Raw genomic sequence first — 24708 nt, 5'->3', positions numbered from 1 at the left:
GAGCTAAGTCTCGCAGGGCACGCTCCGTGTCGAACCCGGCGGAACCGCCGGCGATCTCACAGCGGAGTTCACCACCGTGCAGGTTACCCGACGCCTCGGCCGCAGCATGCTGAACAAGGTGCCCGAAGTCACCCTCGTCTTCTGGCTGATCAAGATCATGTCGACCACGGTCGGCGAGACCGGCGCCGACTATCTCGCCGTCCATGTCGGCCTCGGAACAAGCGTGACCGGCCTGATCATGGCCGGGCTGCTTGCGGCCGTGCTGGCTCTCCAGCTGCGAAGGGACCGTTACGTGCCATGGATCTATTGGCTGACGGTCGTGCTGGTCAGCATCGTCGGCACTCAGATCACCGATGTGCTGACCGACAAGCTCGAGATCAGCCTCTACGTCAGCACGGCCGTCTTTGCGATCGCGCTGGCCGCGACCTTCGCAATCTGGTTCGCGCTCGAGCGGACGCTGTCGATCCACAGCATCGTGACCACGCGGCGCGAATTGTTCTACTGGGCCGCGATCCTCTTCACATTCGCGCTCGGCACGGCGGCGGGCGATCTTGCCACCGAAGCGCTGGGCCTCGGCTTCAACGTCGGCGTCCTGGTGTTCATGGCGCTGATCGCAGGCGTCACTGCGGCCTACGCGCTCGGCGCCAACGAGGTGCTGGCGTTCTGGATTGCCTACATCCTGACCCGGCCGCTCGGCGCCTCGTTCAGCGACATGCTGTCGCAATCCCGCGACTATGGCGGCCTCGGCTTCGGCACGATCTACACCAGCCTCGCCTTCCTCGCAGTGATCATCGCGCTGGTCGGCTGGCTGTCGTTCGAAGGCGGCAGCGAACAAAACCCCGAAGCATCGCCCGGCGCATGAATAGGTCGCGTCCAAGAGGACGCCGGCCGAAGCCCCCCCAACAGGAGAACCATGATGAACAGAACGATACTCGCACTTGCCGCAATCCACGCTCTCGTGGTGACTTCACCATTCCCGCATGCGAGCGGAGGCCTGACCCTGCTGCCGCGCGCGCAAGCGGCCGCATCCAAACTCGGCGATCTCGCGCCGTTCCGCAGCATCGCTGCCGACGTCGCTGAAATGGTCGACAAGAATGACCTCGCCGGCGCCAAGACGCGGATCAAGGATCTCGAGACCAAATGGGACGAGGCGGAAGCCGGTTTGAAGCCGCGCGCGGCCGCGGACTGGCACACGGTCGACAAGGCGATCGATCGTGCGCTCGAGGCGGTGCGTGAGACCAATCCGGACGCCGCCAAATGCAAGAAGGCGCTCGCCGAATTGCTCTCGATCATGGACTCGATGAAGGCCTGATCTCTCCGTCCATCATTCGACCACCCGCCGGCGGTATCGTCCGCCGGCGATGTCTCTTGAAGTGACGAATCTTGGAGTGACCACCCCATGGATATGCTGCTCGACAACGCCACCGAGGACCGCGCGGGCAAGGTTCCCGCCGTCACGCTCGGCTTCTGGATCATCAAGATTCTCGCCACGACGCTCGGCGAGACCGGCGGCGACGCGGTCACGATGTCGATGAATCTCGGCTATCTCGTCGGCACCGCGATCTTCGCGGTCATCTTCGTTGCTGCCGTCTCAGCACAGATGGCGGCAAGGCGCTTTCATCCGCTGCTCTACTGGACTGTCATCATCACGACCACGACGGTCGGCACGACCTTTGCCGATTTCGTCGACCGCTCGCTCGGGATCGGATATCTCGGCGGCTCGTCGCTGCTCGCCGCACTGCTCGTTGCATCCCTCGCTGCATGGTATCGCACCATGGGAACGGTCTCGATCGCATCGATCGACAACAAGGCGGCCGAAACCTTCTACTGGATCACGATCCTGTTCTCGCAGACGCTGGGCACCGCGCTCGGCGACTGGATGGCCGACTCTACCGGCCTCGGCTATGGCGGCGGCGCCATCGTGTTCGCCGCCGGCATCGCCATCGTCGCCGCGGCCTATCTCTGGACCCGGGTGTCGCACACGGTGCTGTTCTGGATCGCGTTCGTCCTGACCCGGCCGCTTGGCGCGACCGTCGGCGATTTCCTCGACAAGCCGCTGGATCACGGCGGCCTCGCGCTCAGCCGCTACACCGCATCCGTTGCTCTCGCCGCAGCGATCGCGGCTCTGGTCTTCATCCTGCCGCAACGCGCGGGCAAGCACGCGTGAGTTCGATCAGGCCTGGTTCGGCGTGAAGATGACCTTGCCCTTGAATGCCGACGCCTGCGCGATCGCCTGCGAAAAATCCTCCAGGCGATAGGACCCGACCACCGGCGCGCTGATCGCCCCCGAGGCGACCATCGGCACGAGATGGTCGTACATCGTGGCCATCGCGTCATCGGTTGCGGTCTTGCTCCAATGGGCGAGCCAGAAGCCGCGCACCGACACCTCGTTGAAGATCACGCTCAAGGCCGAGCCGGAGAACGGCTGTCCGCTCATCGCGCTGTAAATGACGAGGACACCCTTCGGCGCCAGGCAGTTCATCAGGTTCAAGGCCGACGAGCCGCCGACGACGTCGAGCGCGAGCTGGATCGGCGCCTTGCCGGTCTCCTTGGCGACGCGTTTGGCGAGATCCGGCCCGTCGACCAGCACGATATCGCCGCCGACCGCCTTGACCTCATTCACGACCTCCTCGCGGCGGACGATGTTGACCGTCTTGAGGCCAAGCGACCTAGCGATGGCGATCACCGCGCGCGCCGTCGCCGAATTGGCGCCGTTCTGGATCACCCAGCCGCCGCGTGGGATTTTGACGAAATCGGTCAGCAGCAGATAAGCGGTCGCCGGATTGACCGCGATCATCGACAGCTGCCGGATGTCGGCAGTCTCTGGCAACGGACGCTGCCAGGACGGCGCGAACTTGAGCCGTTCGGTCCAGGTCGGGATCATGAACGGAACGAGCGTGCGGTCACCTTCCCTGAGGTTCTTGACCTGCGCCCCCGCGGCGATGACGCGCCCGACGCCCTCGATCCCGAGCGTCGCCGGCGGCGTCGGCAGATAGCCGTAGCGTCCGGCCATGATCATGAAGTCCGAGTTGTTGATCGGCGCGGCCTCGACCGCGACCACCACTTCGTTCGGCCCGGGGCTGCCGACATCAGGCACCTCGTTGAGCTTCACCACCTCCGCCGGACGTCCGAACGCAACAACCTGAACCGCCTTCATGGCATCATCTCCCGATTTTATTCTGTACTTATAGGTACAGAATCAAGGCGGCGTCAATGACTGGAGATTACTTCACAGCAAGGTGAAGGCTTCACATCGGACGCGAGAGTACATAAAACAGCGCCATGGCAAGGCCGCGCAGCTTCGATCCGGACGACGTCCTGGAAATCGCCCGTCAGGTATTCTGGCAGAAGGGGTTTCAGGCGACCTCGCTCGACGAGATCACGGCCGCGAGCGGGATCGCGAAGCCGAGCCTTTACGCGGCGTTCGGCGACAAGCACGCCCTGTTCCTGCGCGTGCTGGACCGCTATCACGACGGCATCCTCGGCTGGGCCGAGCGCACCCTGGCGCAGCCGGGGCCGGCCCGCGAGGCGATCAGGCAGTGGCTGACCGGCTTCATCCCCTATTGCTCGGGTGAGAAGGGACAGCGCGGCTGCCTGTCGATCAATTCGGCGACCGACGGCTCGCTCGATCAGGCCGCGCTCCGCAAGAGCATCGAGCGCTACAACCGGCGGCTCGAAGAGCTGCTGCGCACGCGGCTGCGCGCCGACCGCGCGCAGTTCAAGAAGGGCTTCGATCCCGACATCACCGCGCACACGGTGATGGTGGTGCATGCGGGGCTGATGGCGCTCGCGCACCAGACGCCGGATTCGAAGCAGGTGAAGGCCGTGATCGAGCAGGTAATGGGCCTGCTCGCCTGACCTTGTCAGCACTGCGTTCCCCCCGCGCCCGCTGTGCCTCTCATGAATGTGATTTATATGATAAATATCATCTATTGATGAAATGAACTCTGTGACCATTTCCGGATTGGCAGACACGGGCTTCCGGAACTGGGAACCAGATGAACAGATCGTTTTGGCGTATGACGCTTACTGTACTCACCGTCCTGCTGCCGATGCCGGCGATCGGTCCGGCCCGGGCCCACGATCATCAGCATCCCGAACTCAACGGCTGGTATGAGAGCCTGCACAGCGGCAAGGGACCCTGCTGCGACGGCACCGACGCGACGCGCGTCGACGACGCCGATTGGGACACCAAGGACGGCCACTACCGCGTGCGCCTCGAGGGCGAGTGGGTCGACGTTCCCGACGAGGCCGTCGTCACCGGCCCCAATCGCGCCGGCCACACCGTGGTCTGGCCGTATTACCTGAATGGTCACCCGAGGCCGCGCTGCTTCATGCCCGGCAGCATGGGTTGATCAGGCGCCGCACGGGCTCAGCGATCAGAGATCAAGCTGGATCCGGTCGTCGCCTTCCGCCTCCGGCTTTGCCGGCACGGCGCAGCAGATCAGGACCTCGTCATCAGCCACCTCGGCGGTCGGCTCCTTCACATAAGTGACAGACCCCGCCTGCAATCTGGTTCGGCAGCTTCCGCAATTGCCTTCCCGGCAACTGAACACAGGACTGAGGCCGCGCGCTTCGGCCAACTCGAGCAACGTGCCGGATTCCGGCGTCCAGCGCGCTTCCTTCAGGGACACGGTGAAAGCGACCGGGACCGGCGCGGTCGCGGGCGGCCGGCGCGGCGGCGCCGCGCTGACGGCGTCGGGCTTCCTCGCCAGCGACGATGGCCCGAAGGCTTCGGCGTGAATCCTGTTATCGGCAATGTTGTAGCCGCGCAGGGCATCATAGAGCGATTGGGTGAACTGCGGCGGGCCGCACAGATAGAAATCGTAGTCGTTGAACGGCAGGACGCGCGACAGCAGCGCCATGTCGATCCGTCCCGAGGCGTCGTAGTCGGTGCCCTGCTCGGCGCCAGCGACGTCACTCAGCACGCGAATGATCCGGACTGCGCCGCCTGCGGCCTCAGCCAGTTGCTGCAATTCGTCGCCGAACGCGCGGTCCGCCTTCGTACGCGCGGCCTGGAGCAGGAAGGTCGGCCGGATGCCGCGGGTACGCAGCCCCTCATAAACCACATGGCGCAGCATCGCGAGCAGCGGCGTGATGCCGACACCACCGGCGAGCAGCACTGCGGGCCGCTTCTCGCGCGCATCGATGGTGAAGCCGCCGCCCGGCGCACGCGCCTCGATGATGTCGCCGACACGGATGTGGCCATGCAGATGCTGCGACACCGCGCCGTCACGCTTCACGCTGATGCGATACATGCCATCCGACGGCGCGACCGACAGCGTGTAGGTGCGAATGATCGGCTTGTCGGCGCCGGGGAGCGCGATGCGGATCGGCAGGTGCTGTCCCGCCCGGTGCGGCAGCCGCCCCGCGCCGTCATCCGGCAGCAGATGAAACGAGCGGATCGAGCGGCTCTCGTCAACGATCTTGGTGACCTTGAACGGACGCCACTGCGTCGCAAGCTTGGTTGCCCGAATGCGATCTGCGGCCTGCGTCCAGTCGCTGGTCATCAGCGCATTCGGCGACCAGCCCTCGGCCCGGAACGCCCAGCGCAGCGGCAGCGCGCCGCGCCTGCGCACCACGCGACGGGCGCGAAAGCTCCAGAGCCGTTCGGCGCCCTGAAACGCCGCGATCTCCGGCGAGTCCAGGATCACCTCGGCGTCACCGGTCAGTTGCAGCATGTCGCCGGTTTCGAAATCGACAAACGCCAGCCCGGCCTTGCCGTTGATCAGGATGTTGCCGAGCGTGTTGAAGAACAGATTGCCGGCGAAATCCGGGATCGTCAGCGTGCCGTCGGCGGCGACGCGAACGAAGCCCGCTCTGCCGCCGCGATGCGACACGTCGACCTGACGGCGGTCCTCGCGCTCGGCATAGGACGCCACGAAGAACGTGTCCGCCGCCGCGATCATCTCGCGCGCGCCCTGATCGAGCGTCGTGCTCGTCTCGATCGCTCCGCTGAACGGCTGATCCGGCTCGCGCACGAAGGCGAAGTCGCGGAGCTGGATGTACTGCGGGCAGTTGCCAAAGCTCTGATCGAGCTCGAAGCTGAGCGCCTTGCCCGACGATGCGCGGAGCAGCCCGTTGGCACGGTTGCGGCGCCGCGTGTGCAATTCTATGCCCAGCAATGCGATGGCGTCGTCCTCGCGCATGCCGTCGCTGACGGGATCGCTGACGTCGGGCCGCGCATCGATCTCGAGACTGCGCGGTGTCGGCGATGAGATGAAGCCGGGCCGGCCGGCCAGCAATGAGGCCCATGCGTCGCCGCTGCCGTCGACGCTGCCGACCACGATGAAGGGAATCTGCGCGAAGAAGTCGCGATGCTGGTCGGGCATGAAGTCGCGCACCGCGCGCTGGCCGACGGCCTCCATCTTCTCGGCGACGCCGGCCCGCTGCTGCATCGCCCTTTCGCCGGCATGCCAGGCCGACAGCTTGCTCTTGGTTCGCCTGTCGCTCATCTCGTCGCCCTCCCTTCTCGGGATTGGACGGGCGTGCCCGCGGGCACGCCCGATCAGCACATCACGCAGCCGCAGCCAGACCGACCGGGGTCTTGGCGAAGGGCACGAAGCCCGGCAATGCCTCGATCCGGCGCAGGAACGCGTTGACGCGCGCATAGCCGGAGAGATCGACGTTGCCCTCGGGCGCGCTCGACAGATAGCTGTAGAGCGCCACATCGGCGATCGTCGGCTGCGCACCGACCAGCCAATCGCGATCGGCAAGATGAGCTTCGAGCCGCTTCAGCATCATATGCGCGCGGGCGATCACGTCTTCCGGATTGAACTTGGCGCCGAACACGGTGACGAGTCGCGCCGCGGCGGGTCCGAACGCGAGATCGCCGGCGGCAACCGACAGCCAGCGCTGCACGGCGGCAGCGCCCTTCGCATCCTGCGGCAGCCAGTCGGTGCGGCCGAGCTTGGTCGCGAGATAGACCAGGATCGCGTTGGAGTCGGGAATGATGGTGCCGCCATCGTCGAGCACCGGCACCTGGCCGAACGGATTGAGCGCGAGGAATTCCGGCGTCTTCTGCGCAGCGGACCCGAGGTCGACGTCGACCAGTTCGTGCGGAATTCCGAGCAGGGAGATGAACAGGCGCGCGCGGTGCGCGTGGCCGGAGAGCGCGAAGTGATAGAGCTTCATGGTGCCGTTCCTGATGTCGTGGACGGGACCATTCCCGACCGCGACCTCAAGATGGTCCATTGCAGCCGCTATTATAATTAGCGTCGACGGAACTTCATTATTGCAATAATCGCAACAACGAGACGCGCCGTCAAACCTCGACGATCACGTAATTGTCCTCGATGTGCACCGGGAACGTCTCGGCGACATACGGCCCCTTCTGCAACTCCGCGCCGCTTTCGACCGCGACCGGATAGGAGCGGATCCTGAACCGCTTGGGGTCGAACCAGGACTGGCCGTTGCGCATGTCGAATTCCCAGCCGTGCCACGGACAGCGCAGCATCTCGCCGACACGGTCGCGCTGGTAGATGCCGGGCTCCGGCGAGGTCAGGCGCGCCACGCAGGCCGCCTTCTCCAGCGGTGCGCCCTCATGCGGACAACGATTGAGCAGCGCGAAGAACTCGCCATTGACGTGGAACACGACGATGTCGCGGCCCTCGAGGCCGAACACCTTGTTGCCGCCGGCAGGAATCTCGCTGGTGCGCGCGACGATGTGACGGGTCATCGGAATCCTAGCGTATCGACCGCAACGGCGGTGCGCTCCCTCGCCCCGTTTTTACGGGGAGAGGGTTGGGGTGAGGGGCAGTCTCCGCACATTCGGAGATAGTCGTGCTTGCGGAGACTCCCCCTCACCCGGATTGCATCTAACGATGCAATCCGACCTCTCCCCGCAAGCGGGGCGAGGTGAAGTGGAGCCCGCGGCTGAATCGGAAGCAACGTCATCTTCCTAGAACTTGTAAACCGCGCGGGCATTGCTGTTGAATATCTTGCGCCGCTCGGCGTCAGTCAGCAGCGTCTTGAAGGCGTAGCGCGCGTCGTCGTAGTCCCAATGCGGATAGTCCGACGAGAACAATAGCCGGTCGATGCCGACCCATTCGATCAGCTGACGCAGATGCTTGGCTTCATCGGGCTCGTCGATCGGCTGGGTGGTGAACCAGAAATTCTGCTTCACGTACTCGCTCGGCTTGCGCTTCAGATGCGGCACCTCGCTGCGGAAGCGCTCGAAATGCTGGTCCATCCGCCACATCGTTGCGGGAATCCAGCCGAAGCCGCCCTCGATGAACACGATCTTCAGTTTCGGGAAGCGCTCGGGCACGCCTTCCAGCACGAGGCTCGTGAGGTTCGAGGCCACCGTGTGCGCGTTCGACTGATGCTCCTCGCAGTAATAGGACGGCCAGCCGCCGCCGGTCGGCGCGTGCCCGCCATAGCCGCCGACATGGATGCCGAGCGGCAGATCGAGCTCCTGCGCGCGCTCATAGATCGGCCAGTAGCGGCGGCGGCCGAGCGGCTCGTTGGCGCGCGGCGAGACGTTGATCTGGATGTATTCGCCTGATTTGGCGCAACGCTCGATCTCGGCAAGGCCGAGGTCACTGCCGTCCTGCCCGACCAGGATCGAAGCCTTCAGCCTGGGATCGCGATGCGCCCAGAACGCCAGCTGCCAGTCGTTGATGGCGCGCTGGATCGCTGCGCCGAATTCCAGGTTCTGCTGCGAGAAGATGAAGAGGTCGAGCACCTGCAAAATGCCGAACTCGACGTCGAATGGATCGAGATGCTGCTTGCGCATGAAATCGAGATCGGAGCCGGGCACGCCGCCGGTCGGCGGCCAGGCATCGCGCCGCGCGATCAGGGGCGAGGAGCGCGGATACGGCGTGGTGCCGATATAGGGCGTGCGCAGATGGCTGCCGTATTCCTTCAAATGCTGCTGCCAGCGCTTCGGCAGGAATTCGTTGAGGTCGCTGTGCGAATGGATGCTCGGGTGGATATCGCAATCGATGATCCTGAGCCGCGTCGCCGCGGTCGTCTCCTGGTCGAGCATCGGGCGGTCGATGACGTCACTCATGCGATCCTCCATTTTGTTTGGCGCATGATCTCGTCGGAAAACCGGTTCCCACTTTTCCGGATCATGCGCGCGAACTACGAATTCAGCTTCAGACGCGGGAACGTTTCAATCGGGTTGTCCTCGCTCATCCGCTTGACCAGGCTCTTGGGCAGATGCGGCGGGATCGGATCGTCTCCGTCGAACTGCCAGTGCGGATAGTCGGACGCGAACAGGAACATCTTGTCGGAGCCGATCTGGTCGATGATGTCGGCAACGCTTGTTGCATCCATCGGCGCATCGAACGGCTGCATGGTGACGCGGAAATGCTCGCGGATGATCGCGGCCGGCTCGCGCTCGACCCACGGCACCTCGACGCGCACGCCGCGCCAGGTCTTGTTGGCGCGCCACATGAAGGCCGGCAGCCAGCTGACGCCCGATTCCATCAGCACCACGGTCAATCCGGGATACTTTCCGAACACGCCCTCATAGATCAGGCTTAGCGTCTGCGCCTGGAACGCCTGCGCTTCGGCGAGATAATATTCGTAGCGGTAGGACGGCCAGCCGATCGAGCTCGGCGCGCCGCGGTAGGCGCTGCCGGCGTGGATCGCGATCGGCAGCTTGTATTTCTCAGCGGCCTGATAGATCGGCCAATAGTGGCGCCGGCCGAGCAGCGTCTCGTTTTGCGACGGCACCAGCACCGAGACGAAGCGGTTGTCACCGGCGCGGCGCTCGATCTCCTCCACCGCGAGATCCGGCGCCTGGATCGGCACCACGATCGAGGCGCGCAGCCGCGTGTCCTTCGCAAGCCACTCGGCCGCGATCCAGTCGTTGATCGCCCGGCAGAAGTCCGCCGCCATGTAGGAATCGAACACCGCCTGCGCGCCATAAACGACGTTGCAGATCGCGTGGCTGGCGCCGAGCTGGTCGAACGCGCCGCGCTGCACCATGGCAAGGTCGCTGCCCGGCTTGCTGCCATCGGCCGGCCGCCAGTCGGCACGGCCGGACAGCGGCATCGACGGCGGATAGGAATTGAGGTCGAGCCCGTCGATGGCGCGGCTGACCACTTGTTCCTTCCAGTGATCGCTCAGATAGGGCAGCAGCGTGGTGCGCGTTCCCCCCACCGCGGGATGGATGTCGCAGTCGATGCGCGTGGCCGCCATGGCGTTCCTCGAATGGATCTTCTTGTCATCATTGTTGGCGGCATCGCTGCCGCAGAGGGGACTGTGACGCCGATGGCGCGTTCGCGCAAGCCGATCCACGCGGGGCCGCCCTGCCATCAACGCGCACCGCCTCTCACGCGAAGTTGCGGGATGGCATGTGAAGGACGTCACCTATTGAAGCTGCGAGACGTGCTAGCGATTCCGCGCCGCGGAAAGCGCCACACAGGAGACGGGAATGAGACTGGGCCGACTGATGATCTTCGCATGTTCGTTGCCGCTGGCCTCGTCAGCCGCATGGGCCGCGCCTGCGACCACGTCCGGCTCGGTCGCGCTGGCGCTGGCCGGTGTGGTGGCGCCCTATTCCTCGCTGCCGGCCAAGGAGAAGAAGGCCGTCGCCGCGTTCTTCAACGGCGACAGCGATGTCCACATCGCCAGGAAGATCACCGTCGCCGCGGACAAGGTCGTCTGCCGCGCCAGCAATGTCGACATCACCTCGCGTTCCTGCGCGCTGACTTTCGGCAGCAGGACCTACACCGTGAGGGGACGCGAAGCCAACGCGATCTACGCCACCGTGGCGCTCGCCGGCGTGCCCGGCGACGGCGCCGCCGGAACGATCTACGAGGCGCTGTCGAAACTGTCCTGCACACTCGATCCCAAGGTGATCAAGGACAAGGCCGGCGGCGGCGCCGACTGCAGCTTCGAGCCGGGCAACTAAACGGCGCGCTCGGGTTCCGGCACGACAACGCCGAGCCTCGCGGCCACGCGGCGCGCGGTCTCTTCCCGCTGCGCCGTGATCGCACGCGTCGCGTGCCGCGTCTGCTGCAGGATCTCCGGCGGCGCGGTTTCGGGCGTGCCGCTGTTGAAGGGCGGCTCCGGCGCATAGGCCATGTAGAGCTGGATCACCCGCGCGGCATCATCGCCGCGCAATTCCGCCGCGAGCCGCAATGCGCCATCGATGCCTGCGGTGACCCCGGCGGCAAAGACAAAGCTTCCGTCGACCACCACGCGCGCATTGACGGGCGTAGCACCGAAGTACGGCAGCAGATGGAACGAGGCCCAATGCGTCGTCGCCCTGCGTCCCCTCAACAGGCCGGCCGCGCCGCACAGCAGCGCGCCGGTGCAGACCGAGAAGATGTGGCAGGCCCCTGCCGCCTGCTCGCGGATCCAGCCGAGCACCTCCGCGTCCTCCATCACGGCTTCCTGACCGAAGCCGCCGGGCACATGCAGCACATCAAGCGGCGGCGCATCGGCGAGCGTCGCATCCGGCGTCAGCCGCAATCCCTTGAGGTCGCGCACCGGTTCCATCGTCCTGGCGTAGATGCGGTAGGTCGAATTCGGAATCCGCGACAGCACCTCGAACGGACCGGTCAAATCGATTTGATCGACACCTTCGAACAGCAACGACCCGATCCGTAAGTGGACATCATGAGCAATCATTGGGCTCTCCTTGCGCTATGGACAAAGCACATCTAGCGCGGCACGTTTCCGCGATGACGCCAAAGCCCCCACATTCTCCGCCAAAAGACCGTCGCCTGATCGAGGTGCTGGCTTATCCGGCGGTGCAGTTGCTCGATGTGACCGGACCTCTGCAGGTGTTCGCGTCCGCCAACGCAATGATGGCCAAGGCCGGCAACGCGGAGCCTTACGAAGTCCACGTCGTCGCCAAGGACGGCCGCATGGTCCAGGCGTCGGCCGGCGTCGGGCTCGCGGTTAATCCATTGCCGGCCATCGGCAGTGCGGTCGACACGCTGATCATTCCGGGCGGCGACGGCGTCAACGCCGCGGCGGCCGACGACATCCTGGTCGACTGGGTGCGCAGACGCGCGGGAGATGCACGCCGCACCGCATCGGTCTGCACCGGCGCGTTCCTGCTCGCCGCGTCAGGCGCGCTCGACGGCCGTCGCGCGGTGACGCATTGGGGATTTTGGGAAGAGCTCGCCGCGCGCTTTCCCGAGGTCCGCGTCGAGTCAGATCCGATCTTCGTGCGCGACGGCACGTTCTGGACATCGGCCGGCGTCACATCGGGCATCGATCTCGCATTGGCACTGGTCGAGGACGATCTCGGCCGCGCGACAGCGCTTGCCGTCGCCCGCTATCTCGTGGTGTTTCTCAAGCGCCCGGGCGGGCAGGCGCAGTTCAGCGAAGTGCTGTCGTTGCAGACCGCCGACGACAGGTTCAGCGCGCTGCATGACTGGATCGGCAACCATTTGGCCGACGACCTCTCGCTGCCGACGCTGGCGCAACAGGCCGGCATGAGCGAGCGCAGCTTCAGCCGACACTACGCCGAGGCGACCGGGTTGACGCCGGCTCGCGCGATCGAGCGGCTGCGGGTCGAGGGCGCCCGGCATCTGCTGTCGGAGACGCGGCTGCCGATCAAGCGCATCGCCCAACGCTGCGGCTTCGGCTCCGAGGAGACCATGCGCCGCAGCTTCCTGCGCTTGCTCGCGACCACGCCGCAGGACTACCGCGCCAGGTTTGCTGGATAGAAGGGAAGCGCACGCCGGCCGATGGTCGGCGCGCAGTGTTTGATACTCAGCCATTCCAGGCATGCGCCTGCAAGCCCGCTTCCAGCGGCGGGTTGGTCACGCTGCCGGTGTAGTTGGTGATGGTCGACGCCGCCACGATGGTGATCACTTCGAGCAGCAATTCCTTGCCGAACCCGGCCGCCAGGAACTGCTCCGTGTCCTGCTCGTCGAGCCGCCCGCGCTTCTCGATCAACGTCCGCGCCAAGGTCGAGAGCGCGCCGAGCTGCTTGTTCGCGGGCGAACGGCCGGCCCGCATCGCGTCGACATCGGCCGCATCGAGGCCCGCCTGCAATGCGAGCGCGGAATGCAGCGCGACCGCCCAGGTGCAGCGATTGGTCACCGCGTCGGTGAGCAGCACGGTCTGGATCTGCTGCTCGGAGAAGCTGCCGCCATGAACCTTGTCGAAGATGCCGATGAAGCTCTGGATCAGCACAGGTGACGTCGCCATCGCCGCTGCGAGGTTGGGGATCATGCCGAACCGCGCCTCGGCGTCGCGCAAGGAAGGTTTCGATGTTTCAGGGGCGGTGTCGAGCGTATGGACAGGAAAACGTGTCATTGGAACTGCCTCTCACTGTGTTGGTTGAAACCCCCTGCCGGCCATCGATGCGAGCAACCAGGTTCGATGAGAGCTATCTAGACGTGCCCGGACGCGAGGGTTCGCCAAACTCCCCACATTCCGCGCCACTCTGGCGGCACGTCGCTGCCGGCCGGCGTCAAACGCCTGCGCCGTCCTTCACCCGCCGCGTCACGATGCCGAGCAGGCGGCCGAGCGTGCCGCCGGCGGGGCCCTTCTTGCGCGCCAGTGCGAGCGGCGCGACCAGGCCTGTGGCGCGGTCGAGGCGGAGATAGGAGACGCCCGCGGTCTCCAGCCGTGCCATCGATTCCGGCACGATCGAGATGCCGAGCCCTGCGGCAACGAGGCTCAGCGTCGACACCATCCGCGTCGCCTCCTGCGCCACTTTCGGGCTGAAGCCCGCCGCGCGGCAGGCGGCGATGATGCTGTCGTAGAGGCCCGGCCCGGTCGGGCGGCGGTAGAGGATCAGCGACTCGTCGGCGAGCGAGGCCAGCGAAATCCGCCGGCGCGTGTCCTTGCGGGCGCGCGGATGATGATCGGGCAGCGCGACCAGCATCTCCTCGTCGAGCAGATGCATGATGGTGAGATTCTCCAGCCGCTCGCTCGGCGAGCGCACGAACGCGGCATCGAGCCGATCAGCCTCGACGGCTTCGATCAGCTCGCCGGTCGAGGCCTCTTCCAGCGACAATTTGATCGCCGGCGCATGCTCGCGCATCTCGCGCATCACGCCGGTGACGAAGGGATGGAACGCGGCCGAAGAGGTGAAGCCGATGGCGAGCTGGCCTTCCTGGCCGCGGCTGGCGCGCCGCGCGGCTTCCACGGCAAGCTCAGTGTCGCGCAGGATCGCGCGCGCCTTGCCGACGAAGGCGCGGCCGGCGGCTGTCAGTTCGACCCCGCGCGGCTGGCGGCGGAACAGCGGCGCGCCGATCGCAGCTTCCAGCGCGCGGATCTGCTGGCTCAGCGGCGGCTGCTGGATGCCGAGCCGCGCGGCGGCGCGGGTGATATGGCCTTCCTCGGCGACCGCGACGGCATAGCGGAGATGGCGCAGCTCGATCATCAGGCGATCCATATGCAATAGGTATGAAAATTCCTTTATCCATATATTGGATATTTGGCACGCGGCCAACTAGACTCGGTTCAAGAACGAACGAACCGGAGCCGCTCCGCCGATGGACGCCATACCCGCCGCACAGACCACCAAGCATGTCGCACCTGATGTCGGCGAGTTGTTCACGGGCTTCTTCATCCTCGGACTGACCGGCTTCGGCGGCGTGCTGCCGCTGGCGCGCCACATGATGGTGGAGAAGCGTGGCTGGCTCTCCAGTGCCGAGTTCACCGACCTGCTCGGGCTCTGCCAGTTCCTGCCCGGCGGCAACATCATCAACATGTCGGTCGCGGTCGGGCTGAAGTTTCGCGGCATTCCCGGCGCGCTGGCTTCGATCCTCGGCCTGATCGCGGTGCCGACTGCCGTCGTGATCGGGCTCGGCGTGATCTACAGCCAATTCGCCAACGATCCGGTGGTGCGTCATCTGTTCGGCGGTCTGGCTGCCGCCGCCGCCGGGCTCCTGATCTCCACTGCGATCAAGATCGCCTGGCCGTTGCGCCGCGATGTGCTCGGCCTGTTGATCGGCGCGCTCTGCGTGCTGGCGATCGCGGTGTTCCGGCTGCCGCTGCTGCCGACACTGTTGACGCTGGCGCCGCTCAGCATCTTCTTGCGCGCGAGGCAGGCATCATGACTGCAACCCTCGTCACGCTCGCGCTGATCTTCGCCGAGCTCTCGCTGCTCGCCTTCGGCGGCGGCAACACCATCCTGCCGGAGATGCAGCGCCAGGTGGTCGACATCCATCACTGGATGACGGCGCAGGAATTCGGCGCGCTGTTCGCGCTGGCGCAGGCCGCACCCGGGCCGAACATGATGGTGGTCCCGCTGGTCGGCTGGCATGTCGCCGGCTTCTCCGGCGTGCTGGTGACCTCGCTCGCCAAGTTCGGGCCGTCGTCGCTCGTCACAGGCTTCGCGCTGCGGCTCTGGGAACGCTTCAAGGACCGGCCGTGGCGGAAGACCGTGCAGGCCGGGCTGGTCCCTGTCACTGCCGGCCTCGTCGCCGCCAGCGCCATCGTCATCACCCATGCTTCCGTCTCGAGCTGGGGCACCATCCTGATCGCGGCCGGCGTCGCGATCGCCACCACCACGACCCGCATCCATCCGCTTCTCGCGCTTGCCGCCGGTGCAGTGCTCGGGCTCACCGGCATCGGTCAGCCCTGACGCGCGGCGCGTGCGCGCTTTCGCCGCAATGGATGCGGCGTCGCCAGCGGCTATGTTGATGGTGCCATGATCGACATGTTGAGCATCGACACCCGCATTGCGCGCCTCGGCTTGCGCGCCGGACGTCTGCACGCAGGCACTTAGCCGGCCGGCGATCGCACGCCGTCCGGATTCTCGACGTCGTCGACTCATAACGCCATCAAATCATTCGTCCCGCCGTGTCGCGCGAAGCATTCGCGCGCCGGCGCCATCGCGCCTTCGATCAACCGCAAGGTCAAACCGACATGACCCAAAACATTCAGAATAGCTTTACCGCAGCTGCATTGCCGCCGATCGTCATCACTGCGAGCGAGGCGCATCGCCTCAGCGCGCTGGCCGATTCCAGCATGGCGGTGTTCCCGCGCGTGGCCCAGTTCCTGGCGCGCGAGACCGACCGGGCGCAGGTCGTTGCCGACGACGCCGACCTGCACGACGTGGTCCGCATGGGCTCGCGCGTGCGCTATCGCGACGACGAGACCGGCGACGTCAGGGAAGTCGTGCTGGTGTATCCGCACGAAGCCGACATCGCGCTCCGCCGCATCTCGGTGCTGACGCCGGTCGGCGCCGCGCTGATCGGATTGTCGGTCGGCCAGACGATTGATTTTCAGACACCGAGCCATCAGACGCGTGCGGTGACGATTTTGGCGGTGGCGCATCAGGGCTAGCGGCACGGCATCGCGATCGGTGACACATACGGCGTGAGGGTGCCACCGGCGGGTAGACTCCCTCCCCCCTTGCGGGGGAGGGTTGGGGAGAGGGGTGCCACACGGCAGGCTCTCGCAACATCTCTGCGGCACACAATCAACGTTGTGAAAGCGGCGCGCACGTCGATCATCTCACTCGGGGCCACCCCTCTCCCCACCCTCCCCCGCAAGGTCCCCGCAAGGGGGGAGGGAGCCTGACTGGTGTGCTCACCTCACTTGGGCAGGGCGCGATATGCGAGCGCTCGGCAAGTGCTCGGCGACCACGGCTCACGCCGCGAGATGGCAGCTCTGCCCCATCTCGAGGCCGTGCCGGCGGCCGCGCGCGATGCCTTCGGCGATCGCTTTCACGACAAGCTCGGCGTCGTCAGGTGACAGGTAATCGAGCGGCTGCCAGGCGCGCAGGATGTCGCGCGCGCGATCGAGGTCGCCATAGATTGCAAGGCGAGGAGGCGATTTGTTCAGCATGTCGGTGGCTCCGAGCCGCAGCTCCGCCAGCCTAGCTCAACTAACCAGGCCGAGCCATGCGTTCGCGAGTCGCGATTTCGCGCTTTGCCGATCGCCGATGCATGGCGAGGGCGCGCTTCGCAACCCTCGCCATCAACGCGATTACTCCGCGCCGGAGCCGCCCTGCACGATCTTCTCGTTCAGCTTCTGATCGACGGTCTCGACGGTGCGGTCGATCTCGGCGCTGGGGTTGCCGAGCTGGTGCGAGATCAGCTTCACCAAGAGGTCGACGCGCTCGATGAACGGCGCGCCGGCCGCGACCGCGCGGGCCGCCGACGACGGCTTGAGCAGGCTTTCCGCCGCCTTGGCATATTTCGCGAACGGCACCTGATCGGCCGGGTCGGCGCCGAGCTTGCGCGCGATGCCGTCGACATGGTCGTAGATCGCCTGCGAGCGGTTGAGATCGCCGTGCACGGCGTCGCGGATCGATTGCGGCTCAGTCGGCGTGATGCAGCGGTAGTTGCCGGTCAGCAGCATCGACCATTTGGCCAGCGGCACGAATAGCGAGTCAAATACTTTCAGCTTCACCGGAACGTCCTGGCCGGCGAGCGTCACCGCATCGATGTCGGCTTCCAGCTCGCGCAGCACCTTGTTGTGCTTGTCGTCGGCGAAGGCGGAGGCCTTGAAGTTGGTCGGCAGGCCGACATGCAGCACGTTGGCCTTCTCCTCCGGCGGACGGAACGCTTGCGGATCCGGCGAGCACAGCGTGACGAGACCCGGCTCGAAGCGTTCCCACACCTGCGCGTTGGTGTAGGCCTCCTCGAGGTCCATGCCGGCGAGCGCGGGGATCCGCTTCAGATACGGCAGCGGCGGCATGTTCATGATCGACAGGCACGGCAGCTTCGCCGCCGCGATCTTGATCATCAGCACCCGCACCGTGTGGTTGGTGTATTGCGGCTCCTGCATCGCAAGACCGACCATGTCGTAGCGCGACACGTCGACATCGGCGGGCGTGACGGCGTCGAGCTTGCCCGGCAGGTCGCGCGAGAAGATCGAGCGATGCTCCTTCTCGTCGCGCAGCTTGATCCGCACCTCGGTGCCTTCGCGGTTGATCAGGTCAGCGGTGTTCTTGCGGCACACCAGGGACACATTGTGCCCCGCCATCAAGAGCTTGGTCCCCAGCAGGGAGCCGTAGGAGGCCCCAAGAATCAGAATGTTACGCGCCATGCTCTCTCCAAAAGACCGCTGGTGTATGGTATGCCACCGTCTATCGCAGATCGACAAGCGGCTGCCAAGCGGATTATCTCGCGTGCGGATTATCGTTCCGCGATCAGGAAGGGCATTCGAGCTTGCAAGTCGCCGCCGACCCGACGGACCGGGCTGAAGAAATCCTGGTCTCAGCTTCCCGCCTGTTTGCCCGCCACTCCTATGCCAACGTGACGATGGAGCAGGTCGCGGCGTCGGTTCGGGCCGTGCCGGGCGCGCTGTACCACTATTTCCGCGACAAGGAAGACCTGATCTTCCACTGCTATCTGCGGGGCCTTGCGATCTACCGGCACGAAATCGAAGCGGCCGCCGAGCCAGGGATCGACGGGCTCGAGATCGTCAGGCGCTTCGTGCGCGGCCGGCTGCGGCCTGAAGGCCAGCGAATGATCCTGTTCACCGATATCGATGCGCTGGCCGCACCCTACAGCAGCGAGGTCCATGCCAAACGCTGGCGGAACGCCGCGCTGCTGGCGAATATCCTGGAGCGAGGCGTGGTGGACGGCTCGATCGCCTGCGACGAGCCGCAGCTCACGGCAGTGGCGCTGATCTCCATCCTGGACTGGGTGCCGTTCTGGCTGTCCGAACGCGACTACTACACGCGGCAACAGGCGATCGACGCCATCGACGACATCATCACGCACGGCGTGTACCGGCGCGAGATCGCACTTCCCGGCATGCCCGAACCGCTCAGCCTTGAGCCTTTCCTCGCGTCCCGCGCGGCAATGAACAAGCGGGCGGCGAAGTTCGACAGGATGCTGTCGATTGCGTCCGACAGCTTCAATCGCAGGGGCGCGTCGGGCACGTCGCTCGAGAGCATCGCTGCCGATGCGGGCATCACCCGCGCCGGCATCTACTATCATTTCAGCGAAAAAGAGAGCCTGCTGCTGGCTTGCCTGCGACGCGGGCTCGCCGGCGAGGTCAGCATTCGCGAGCACCTGCAGGAGCACAGCCTCGGGGCGTTCGACCACATCGTGCAGAGAATCCGCCTGCTGCTGATGCTGCACGACACGCCCTGCGGCCCCAAGGCGACCTACCACAACATCAACTATCTCAACGACGCTGATCGGAAGGAATATGTCGGCCAGGTGCTGGCGACGATCCGGCGAGACCAGGACAGCTATCAACGCTGGATCGACGAGGGTCGCTTCCGCCGCATCGATACATATTTCGCCGAGCGGATTTTAACCGGCATGGGGCATTGGTATCCGATCTGGTTCAAGACGCGGCGTGACTGGTCTGCCGTCGAGATCGCCGATCACTTCGCGCGGCTCTTCCTCTCGGGCCTCAAGCCGCGCCGGCCGGCTTGAATCGCCAATTCGCGTGCCGCCGCTATAATGCCTCCCGGACCAGGCTCGTCTCGCCGGAATTCGGACGACGTCGGTTCCAAACGAGCTGGCGAACGCCTCATCCAAAAGTTTACTTGCGGTTCAAATCTACGCCGGATCTCGCGGCACCTCGAAACATTTATAGCCTATAACATTATAATACCTCGCGCGAAAACTTGACGCAGTATTCAAAGCGAAAGTTGCGGAGGCTCGGCAATTGAGGTTATGAGACGGCTTCGATCGCTGAAGATCAAGAAACACGAGCAAGGGAGAAAGCAGGATGCGTAGGCTGATCGTTGCTGCCACGGCAGCACTGACGGTGTTGGGAGGCGCGGCGTCCGCGCAGGAATCCATCAAGATCGGCTACATCGATCCGCTCTCCGGCGGCGGCGCCAGCGTTGGCGAAGGCGGCCTGAAGACGTTCCAGTATCTCGCCGACGAGTTGAACGCCAAGGGCGGCATCCTCGGCCACAAGGTCGAGATCGTTCCGCTCGACAACAAGACCAATCCGCAGGAAAGCCTGGTGCAGGCGCAGAAGGCGGTCGACGCCGGCGTCCACTACATCACCCAGGGCAACGGCTCGTCGGTCGGTGCTGCGCTGGAAGACTTCGTCACCAAGCACAATTCGCGCAACCCCGGCAAGGAAGTGCTGTACTTCAACTATGCCGCGGTCGATCCGAGCATGACCAACGAGAAGTGCAGCTACTGGCATTTCCGCTGGGATGCGAACTCGGACATCAAGATGGAAGCGCTGACCAACTACATGAAGGGCCAGCCGTCGATCAAGAAGGTCTACCTGATCAACATGGACTATTCGTTCGGCCAGTCGGTGCGCACGGCTGCGCGCAAGATGCTGGGCGAAAAGCGGCCCGATATCCAGGTCGTCGGCGACGAACTGCACCCGATGCTCAAGGTCACCGACTTCTCGCCCTACATCGCCAAGATCAAGGCGTCCGGCGCCGACACCGTCGTGACCGGCAACTGGGGCCAGGACTTCGCGCTGCTGCTGAAGGCGGCGGCTGACGCCGGCCTCAAGGTCAACTGGTACACCTATTATGCCGGCGGCGCCGGCGGACCGACCGCGATCAAGCAGACCGGTCTCGAGAACCAGGTGTTCCAGATCAGCGAAGGCGTGCCGAACTCCGGCAACAAGGCGGCGATGGATTTCGAGAAGGACTTCCGCGCCAAGACCGGCATTTCCGTGTGGTATCCGCGCGCGGTCAACGAGATGCGGATGTTCAAGGCGGCCGCCGAGAAGGCCAACTCGATCGACCCGGTGAAGGTCGCAGCCGCGCTCGAAGGCATGAAGTTCGACGTGTTCGACGGCGGCGAGGGCTTCATGCGCAAGGACGATCACCAGTTCTTCCAGCCGATCATCATCTCCTCGTTCGGCTCGCTGGCCGACAAGACCAAGGAGCCGTTCGACGAGGAAAACACCGGCTGGGGCTGGCACATCGTCTCCAAGATCGACACCGCGCAGACGATGCTTCCGACCACCTGCAACATGAAGCGGCCCTGATCGGCTCCTTCCATCATTCCGGGGCGGTCCGCAGGACCGACCCCGGAGACCAAAGATTCCGGGTTCGATGCTTGGCATCGCCCCGGAATGACTGGTGATAAATTTCCTTCGACAGGTCTTTGATCACGTGAACCGTTCCCAGCTCAAACGGGTGCCCCGTGGCTGAACTCATCGTCATCTCGACGCTTAACGGCGTGCTGTTCGGCATGCTGCTGTTCCTGCTGTCCAGCGGACTCACCGTCATCTTCAGCATGATGGGCGTGCTGAACTTCGCGCATGCCAGCTTCTACATGCTGGGCGCGTTCTTCGGTTATCAGCTCACCCGCTGGATCGGCTTCTGGCCGGCGCTGGTGATCGCGCCGCTGCTGGTCGGCGTGGTCGGCATGGGCGTCGAGCGCTACGGCCTGCGCAACACCCACAAGCACGGCCATGTCGCCGAGCTGCTTTTGACCTTCGGACTTGCGTTCGCGATCGAAGAGATCGTCTCGATGATCTGGGGCAAGAGCCCGGTCGACTACCGGGTCCCGGCAGTGCTCGACTTCCCCGCCTTCACCATCTTCTCCACCAATTACCCCGCCTACAAGATCTTCATGCTTGTGGTGTCGGTCGTGATCTTCATCGCACTGCTGGTCACCTTGAAGCGGACGCGGGTCGGCCTCATCGTGCAGGCCGCGCTGACTCATCCGAGCATGGTCGGCCATCTCGGCCACAATGTCGGCCGCGTGTTCATGCTGGTGTTCGGCGTCGGCAGCGCGCTGGCGGGTCTTGCCGGCGTCATCGCCGGTCCCTCGCTGGTGACGCAGTCCGACATGGCCGCGCTGCTCGGCCCGATCCTGTTCGTCGTCATCGTGTTCGGCGGCCTCGGCTCGCTGCCCGGCGCCTTCATCGCCTCGCTGCTGATCGGGTTGATCCAGACCTTTGCGGTCGCGCTCAACGGCTCGCTCGCCAGCGTGTTCGGTCCGCTCGATCCGAGCCTCGGCCCCTCGCCGCTCACCGACATCTGGAACGTCACGATCGCGCAGATCGCGCCGATCCTGCCCTATCTGCTGCTGGTGCTGGTGCTGATCTTCCGCCCGATGGGCCTGTTGGGGACGCGCGAGTCATGACGGACGCTCCCACGCCCTCCCTCGCCGCGGCCAAGCAGGAGCCCGGCGGCGTCCTCGGCTTCTATGGTGTCTGGCTGCTCGCAGCCATAGCGCTGGTCGTGCTGCCGCTGATCTTCTCCTCCGGCGGCTCGCTGACCTCGTTCTGCCTGATCGGCATCGCGATCATCTTCGCGCTGTCCTACAACATCCTGCTCGGCCAGACCGGGCTGCTGTCGTTCGGCCACGCCGTACAGTACGGCCTCGGCGGCTTCCTCGCCGTGCATGTCATGAATGCGGGTGCCAATCACAACTGGCCGATCCCGCTGCCGGTGATCCCGCTGGTCGGCGGCATCGGCGGCATGGCCTTCGCGCTTTTGGTCGGCTGGGTCATGACAAAGCGCGCCGGCACGGTGTTTGCGATGATCTCGCTCGGCATCGGCGAGCTGGTCGCCTCGTCGTCGCTGATCCTGCGCAGCGTGTTCGGCGGCGAATCCGGCATCACCACCGACCGCACCTCGCTGATGCCGATGTTCGGCTGGACCTTCGGGCCGCAGATCCAGGTCTACTATCTGATCGCGTTCTGGGTGCTGGTCTCGGCGATCGCGATGTACGCGCTGACCCGCACGCCCTTGGGCCGCATCTGCAACGCGGTGCGCGACAATCCGGAGCGCGTCGAGTTCATCGGCTACGATCCGCACGTGGTGCGCTATCTCGCCTACATGTTCGCGGGCTTCTTCGCCGGCATCGCCGGCGGACTGACCGCGATCAATTTCGAGATCGCCAACTCCGCCTATCTCGGCGCCACCCAATCGGGCCTCGTGCTGTTCTCGGCGTTCATCGGCGGCACCGCCTATTTCTTCGGTCCGATCCTCGGCGCCATCCTGGTCACCTATCTGCAACTCGGGCTGACCAGCGTCACCTCGGTCTGGCAGCTCTATTTCGGCGTCATCTTCATCGGCATCGTGATGTTCGCACCTGGCGGCATCGCCGGCATCCTGATGAAGCACCGTCCGCTGATCCGCGCCGGCACGCTCGGTACCGTGATCCCGTCCTATCTGGTCGCGGTGATCCCGACGCTGGCGTTTGCGCTCGGCATCATCCTGACCATCGAAACCGTCGCGCGCTTCTCGGGCGGCGACGTCATCAACCTGCTCGGCATCCCCTTCGTCGCCACCGCGCCGACGACCTGGGCGGCCGCCGCGGTTCTGGTGGTCGGCGGCTTCCTGGTCGCGCGCATCACCTGGCGGCGCGTTGCCGAGGCCTGGGACCGCGCCGCGACGGTGGCCCGTGATCGGGGGTATCTCGCATGACCGCTGCCATCCAAGTCAACGCCGTCGAGAAAAGCTTCGGCAATGTCCAGATCATCCGCGACCTCAACTTGAGCGTCGCCAAGGGCGAGCGTCACGCCATCATCGGCCCGAATGGCGCCGGCAAGTCGACGACGTTCAACCTGATCAGCGGCCACATCAAGCCGACCTCGGGCGAGATCCGCCTGAACGGCGAGGTGACCTCGGGCCTGCGGCCGTTCGAAATCAACCGGCGCGGGCTGTCGCGCTCGTTCCAGGTCACCAACGTGTTCGCCCGCATGACGGTTTGGGAGAACGTCCGCTGCGCCGTGCTGTGGGCGACCGGCCACCGCTATGCGTTCTGGAAGAACGTCGACAGTCTGCCCGAGGTGAAGCAGCGCACCGCGCAGATCCTCGACGATATCCATCTCAGCCATCGCCGCGACGTGCCGGCGGGCTTGCTCACCTACGCCGAGCAGCGAGAGCTCGAGATTGGCATCACGATCGCCGGCGGCGCCAGCGTCATCATGCTGGACGAGCCGACCGCGGGGATGAGCCACGCCGAGACCGAACGCGCCGTCGCGCTGATCCGCCGCCTTACCGAGGGCCGCACGCTCGTGATCGTCGAGCACGACATGAGCGTGGTGTTCGGCCTCGCCGACCGCATCTCGGTGCTGGTCTACGGCCACATCATCGCCTCCGGGACCCCTGAGGAAATCCGCGGCAACCCGAAGGTCAAGGAAGCCTATCTCGGCGAGGAGGTCGACTGATGCTCGAAGTCAGGAATCTTCACGCCTATTACGGCAAGAGCCACATCCTGCAGGGCGTCGATCTCGATATCGCCGCAGGCGAGGTGGTGAGCCTGCTCGGGCGCAATGGCGTCGGCCGCTCGACCACCGTCAAGGCGATCATGGGCGAGGTACCGCCGCAGGGCACCATCCGCTTCAAAGGCCAGGACATCGCTGGCCTGCCGAGCCACAAGATCGCCCGCCTCGGGCTCGGCTACGTGCCGGAGCATCGCGACATCTTCCCGAGCCTGACGGTGCGCCAGAACCTGATCCTCGGCATCAAGGACCCGCGCCGCCCCGGCAAGTGGCGGCTGCAGGAGATGCTCGACATGTTCCCCAACCTCGCCCGCCGCGCCGACACGCCGGCCGGCGTGCTGTCGGGCGGCGAGAAGCAGATGCTGACCACCTGCCGCACCCTGCTCGGCGATCCCGAATTGATGATGATCGACGAGCCGACCGAAGGACTGGCGCCGCTGATCGTGCAGCAGGTCGGCGAGCTGATCGCGCGGATCGCGAAAGCCGGCGTCGCCATCCTCCTTGTCGAGCAGAAGCTGTCGATCGCGATGAAGATCTCGAACCGGGTCTACATCATGGGCCACGGCCGCGTGGTGTTCGAAGGCACGCCAGAGCAGCTCAAGTCTAACGCCGCCATTCGCGAGGAATGGCTCGAGGTGTGAGGCGGACAGCCTCCACAATCCGCGAACATCGGCTGTTGGACTACGCAGGCGCCTCTTTCTC

Annotated in this window: 27 protein-coding genes; 16 read left to right on the top strand and 11 right to left on the bottom strand. The window is 65.2% G+C overall.

Translation table 11 applies throughout. From position 1 onward, the window contains the following. The first annotated feature begins 106 nt into the window (after positions 1-106). The 3 genes from QDT69_RS32250 to QDT69_RS32240 all read left to right on the top strand — a co-directional run bounded on the left by QDT69_RS32250 (position 107) and on the right by QDT69_RS32240 (position 2167). The gene (locus QDT69_RS32250; protein ID WP_279710545.1) at positions 107-862 is read left to right on the top strand and encodes a hypothetical protein; all 756 of its coding nucleotides are present in this window, start codon (positions 107-109) and stop codon (positions 860-862) included. A 54-nt stretch (positions 863-916) separates the two neighbouring features. Continuing rightward, positions 917-1312, top strand: coding sequence for a hypothetical protein (locus QDT69_RS32245; protein WP_347952177.1), 396 nt, complete (start codon positions 917-919; stop codon positions 1310-1312). Positions 1313-1399: 87 nt separating this feature from the next. Beyond that, positions 1400-2167 (top strand): hypothetical protein, encoded by a 768-nt coding sequence (locus QDT69_RS32240; protein ID WP_279710494.1) that lies wholly within the window; start codon positions 1400-1402, stop codon positions 2165-2167. A gap of 6 nt (positions 2168-2173) precedes the next feature. Here the strand turns inward: QDT69_RS32240 and QDT69_RS32235 are convergent, their stop codons facing one another. Further along, entirely contained in the window at positions 2174-3157 is a 984-nt protein-coding gene (locus tag QDT69_RS32235) for a zinc-dependent alcohol dehydrogenase family protein (protein WP_279710493.1), read from the bottom strand. A 125-nt stretch (positions 3158-3282) separates the two neighbouring features. Here QDT69_RS32235 and QDT69_RS32230 point away from each other — a divergent pair, with 125 nt between their 5' ends. After that, the gene (locus QDT69_RS32230; RefSeq protein WP_279710492.1) at positions 3283-3858 is read left to right on the top strand and encodes a TetR/AcrR family transcriptional regulator; all 576 of its coding nucleotides are present in this window, start codon (positions 3283-3285) and stop codon (positions 3856-3858) included. Positions 3859-4019: 161 nt separating this feature from the next. After that, positions 4020-4355 carry a hypothetical protein gene (locus tag QDT69_RS32225; protein WP_347952176.1) on the top strand — a complete coding sequence of 112 codons (336 nt, stop codon included), beginning with the start codon at positions 4020-4022 and terminating at the stop codon, positions 4353-4355. Positions 4356-4379: 24 nt separating this feature from the next. Here QDT69_RS32225 and QDT69_RS32220 read toward each other — a convergent pair whose 3' ends face one another. The 5 genes from QDT69_RS32220 to QDT69_RS32200 all read right to left on the bottom strand — a co-directional run bounded on the left by QDT69_RS32220 (position 4380) and on the right by QDT69_RS32200 (position 10152). Beyond that, complete coding sequence (locus tag QDT69_RS32220; protein ID WP_279710491.1) at positions 4380-6455, bottom strand: pyridoxamine 5'-phosphate oxidase family protein; 2076 nt, start codon at positions 6453-6455, stop codon at positions 4380-4382. 61 nt (positions 6456-6516) lie between these two features. Next, positions 6517-7134, bottom strand: coding sequence for a glutathione S-transferase (locus QDT69_RS32215; RefSeq protein ID WP_279710543.1), 618 nt, complete (start codon positions 7132-7134; stop codon positions 6517-6519). A 130-nt stretch (positions 7135-7264) separates the two neighbouring features. Continuing rightward, positions 7265-7678 (bottom strand): Rieske (2Fe-2S) protein, encoded by a 414-nt coding sequence (locus QDT69_RS32210; RefSeq protein ID WP_173638671.1) that lies wholly within the window; start codon positions 7676-7678, stop codon positions 7265-7267. A 222-nt stretch (positions 7679-7900) separates the two neighbouring features. Continuing rightward, positions 7901-9013, bottom strand: coding sequence for an amidohydrolase family protein (locus QDT69_RS32205; protein WP_279710490.1), 1113 nt, complete (start codon positions 9011-9013; stop codon positions 7901-7903). A 74-nt stretch (positions 9014-9087) separates the two neighbouring features. Next, complete coding sequence (locus QDT69_RS32200; protein ID WP_279710489.1) at positions 9088-10152, bottom strand: amidohydrolase family protein; 1065 nt, start codon at positions 10150-10152, stop codon at positions 9088-9090. Positions 10153-10387: 235 nt separating this feature from the next. Here QDT69_RS32200 and QDT69_RS32195 point away from each other — a divergent pair, with 235 nt between their 5' ends. After that, positions 10388-10867: a hypothetical protein gene (locus QDT69_RS32195; protein ID WP_279710488.1), complete on the top strand. Its 480-nt coding sequence runs from the start codon at positions 10388-10390 to the stop codon at positions 10865-10867. Here the strand turns inward: QDT69_RS32195 and QDT69_RS32190 are convergent. Beyond that, positions 10864-11589 (bottom strand): DJ-1/PfpI family protein, encoded by a 726-nt coding sequence (locus QDT69_RS32190; RefSeq protein ID WP_279710487.1) that lies wholly within the window; start codon positions 11587-11589, stop codon positions 10864-10866. The two genes, QDT69_RS32195 and QDT69_RS32190, sit on opposite strands and share 4 nt — an antisense overlap. Positions 11590-11642: 53 nt before the next feature. Here QDT69_RS32190 and QDT69_RS32185 point away from each other — a divergent pair, with 53 nt between their 5' ends. Beyond that, on the top strand, positions 11643-12638 hold the full coding sequence (locus QDT69_RS32185; RefSeq protein WP_279710486.1) for a GlxA family transcriptional regulator: 996 nt from the start codon (positions 11643-11645) through the stop codon (positions 12636-12638). A gap of 46 nt (positions 12639-12684) precedes the next feature. Here QDT69_RS32185 and QDT69_RS32180 read toward each other — a convergent pair whose 3' ends face one another. Beyond that, positions 12685-13233 carry a carboxymuconolactone decarboxylase family protein gene (locus tag QDT69_RS32180; protein WP_279710485.1) on the bottom strand — a complete coding sequence of 183 codons (549 nt, stop codon included), beginning with the start codon at positions 13231-13233 and terminating at the stop codon, positions 12685-12687. A 157-nt stretch (positions 13234-13390) separates the two neighbouring features. Beyond that, on the bottom strand, positions 13391-14308 hold the full coding sequence (locus QDT69_RS32175; RefSeq protein ID WP_279710484.1) for a LysR family transcriptional regulator: 918 nt from the start codon (positions 14306-14308) through the stop codon (positions 13391-13393). Between the two features lie 112 nt (positions 14309-14420). Here QDT69_RS32175 and QDT69_RS32170 point away from each other — a divergent pair, with 112 nt between their 5' ends. The 3 genes from QDT69_RS32170 to rnk all read left to right on the top strand — a co-directional run bounded on the left by QDT69_RS32170 (position 14421) and on the right by rnk (position 16218). Continuing rightward, positions 14421-14987, top strand: coding sequence for a chromate transporter (locus QDT69_RS32170; protein ID WP_279710483.1), 567 nt, complete (start codon positions 14421-14423; stop codon positions 14985-14987). Further along, a complete protein-coding gene (locus tag QDT69_RS32165) occupies positions 14984-15514 on the top strand; it encodes a chromate transporter (RefSeq protein WP_279710482.1) in 531 nt (176 codons plus the stop codon). The genes QDT69_RS32170 and QDT69_RS32165 overlap by 4 nt, the downstream gene beginning before the upstream one ends. 284 nt (positions 15515-15798) lie before the next feature. Next, complete coding sequence (rnk, locus tag QDT69_RS32160) at positions 15799-16218, top strand: nucleoside diphosphate kinase regulator (protein WP_279710481.1); 420 nt, start codon at positions 15799-15801, stop codon at positions 16216-16218. Positions 16219-16524: 306 nt separating this feature from the next. Here the strand turns inward: rnk and QDT69_RS32155 are convergent, their stop codons facing one another. Beyond that, positions 16525-16722, bottom strand: coding sequence for a hypothetical protein (locus tag QDT69_RS32155; RefSeq protein ID WP_279710480.1), 198 nt, complete (start codon positions 16720-16722; stop codon positions 16525-16527). Positions 16723-16863: 141 nt separating this feature from the next. Continuing rightward, positions 16864-17928, bottom strand: coding sequence for a hypothetical protein (locus QDT69_RS32150; protein ID WP_279710479.1), 1065 nt, complete (start codon positions 17926-17928; stop codon positions 16864-16866). Between the two features lie 122 nt (positions 17929-18050). On the opposite strand from QDT69_RS32150, the gene QDT69_RS32145 reads away from it, so the two are divergent. The 6 genes from QDT69_RS32145 to QDT69_RS32120 all read left to right on the top strand — a co-directional run bounded on the left by QDT69_RS32145 (position 18051) and on the right by QDT69_RS32120 (position 24647). Next, on the top strand, positions 18051-19274 hold the full coding sequence (locus QDT69_RS32145) for a TetR/AcrR family transcriptional regulator (protein ID WP_279710478.1): 1224 nt from the start codon (positions 18051-18053) through the stop codon (positions 19272-19274). Positions 19275-19572: 298 nt separating this feature from the next. Then, entirely contained in the window at positions 19573-20811 is a 1239-nt protein-coding gene (locus tag QDT69_RS32140; protein WP_279710477.1) for a branched-chain amino acid ABC transporter substrate-binding protein, read from the top strand. A 158-nt stretch (positions 20812-20969) separates the two neighbouring features. Further along, positions 20970-21917, top strand: a complete 948-nt coding sequence (locus QDT69_RS32135) for a branched-chain amino acid ABC transporter permease (RefSeq protein ID WP_279710476.1) — start codon at positions 20970-20972, stop codon at positions 21915-21917. Further along, positions 21914-23206, top strand: a complete 1293-nt coding sequence (locus QDT69_RS32130; protein ID WP_279710475.1) for a branched-chain amino acid ABC transporter permease — start codon at positions 21914-21916, stop codon at positions 23204-23206. The genes QDT69_RS32135 and QDT69_RS32130 overlap by 4 nt, the downstream gene beginning before the upstream one ends. Beyond that, complete coding sequence (locus QDT69_RS32125) at positions 23203-23952, top strand: ABC transporter ATP-binding protein (protein ID WP_050423451.1); 750 nt, start codon at positions 23203-23205, stop codon at positions 23950-23952. The genes QDT69_RS32130 and QDT69_RS32125 overlap by 4 nt, the downstream gene beginning before the upstream one ends. Beyond that, on the top strand, positions 23952-24647 hold the full coding sequence (locus QDT69_RS32120; RefSeq protein ID WP_229184575.1) for an ABC transporter ATP-binding protein: 696 nt from the start codon (positions 23952-23954) through the stop codon (positions 24645-24647). The genes QDT69_RS32125 and QDT69_RS32120 overlap by 1 nt, the downstream gene beginning before the upstream one ends. Positions 24648-24708 lie beyond the last annotated feature (61 nt).

The sequence above is a fragment of the Bradyrhizobium sp. CER78 genome (assembly GCF_029846235.1).
In the GTDB taxonomy this organism is placed as follows: Bacteria; Pseudomonadota; Alphaproteobacteria; order Rhizobiales; family Xanthobacteraceae; genus Bradyrhizobium.
Note: the sequence above shows the minus strand (reverse complement) of the source record. Positions and strands in the feature narration are given on the sequence as shown.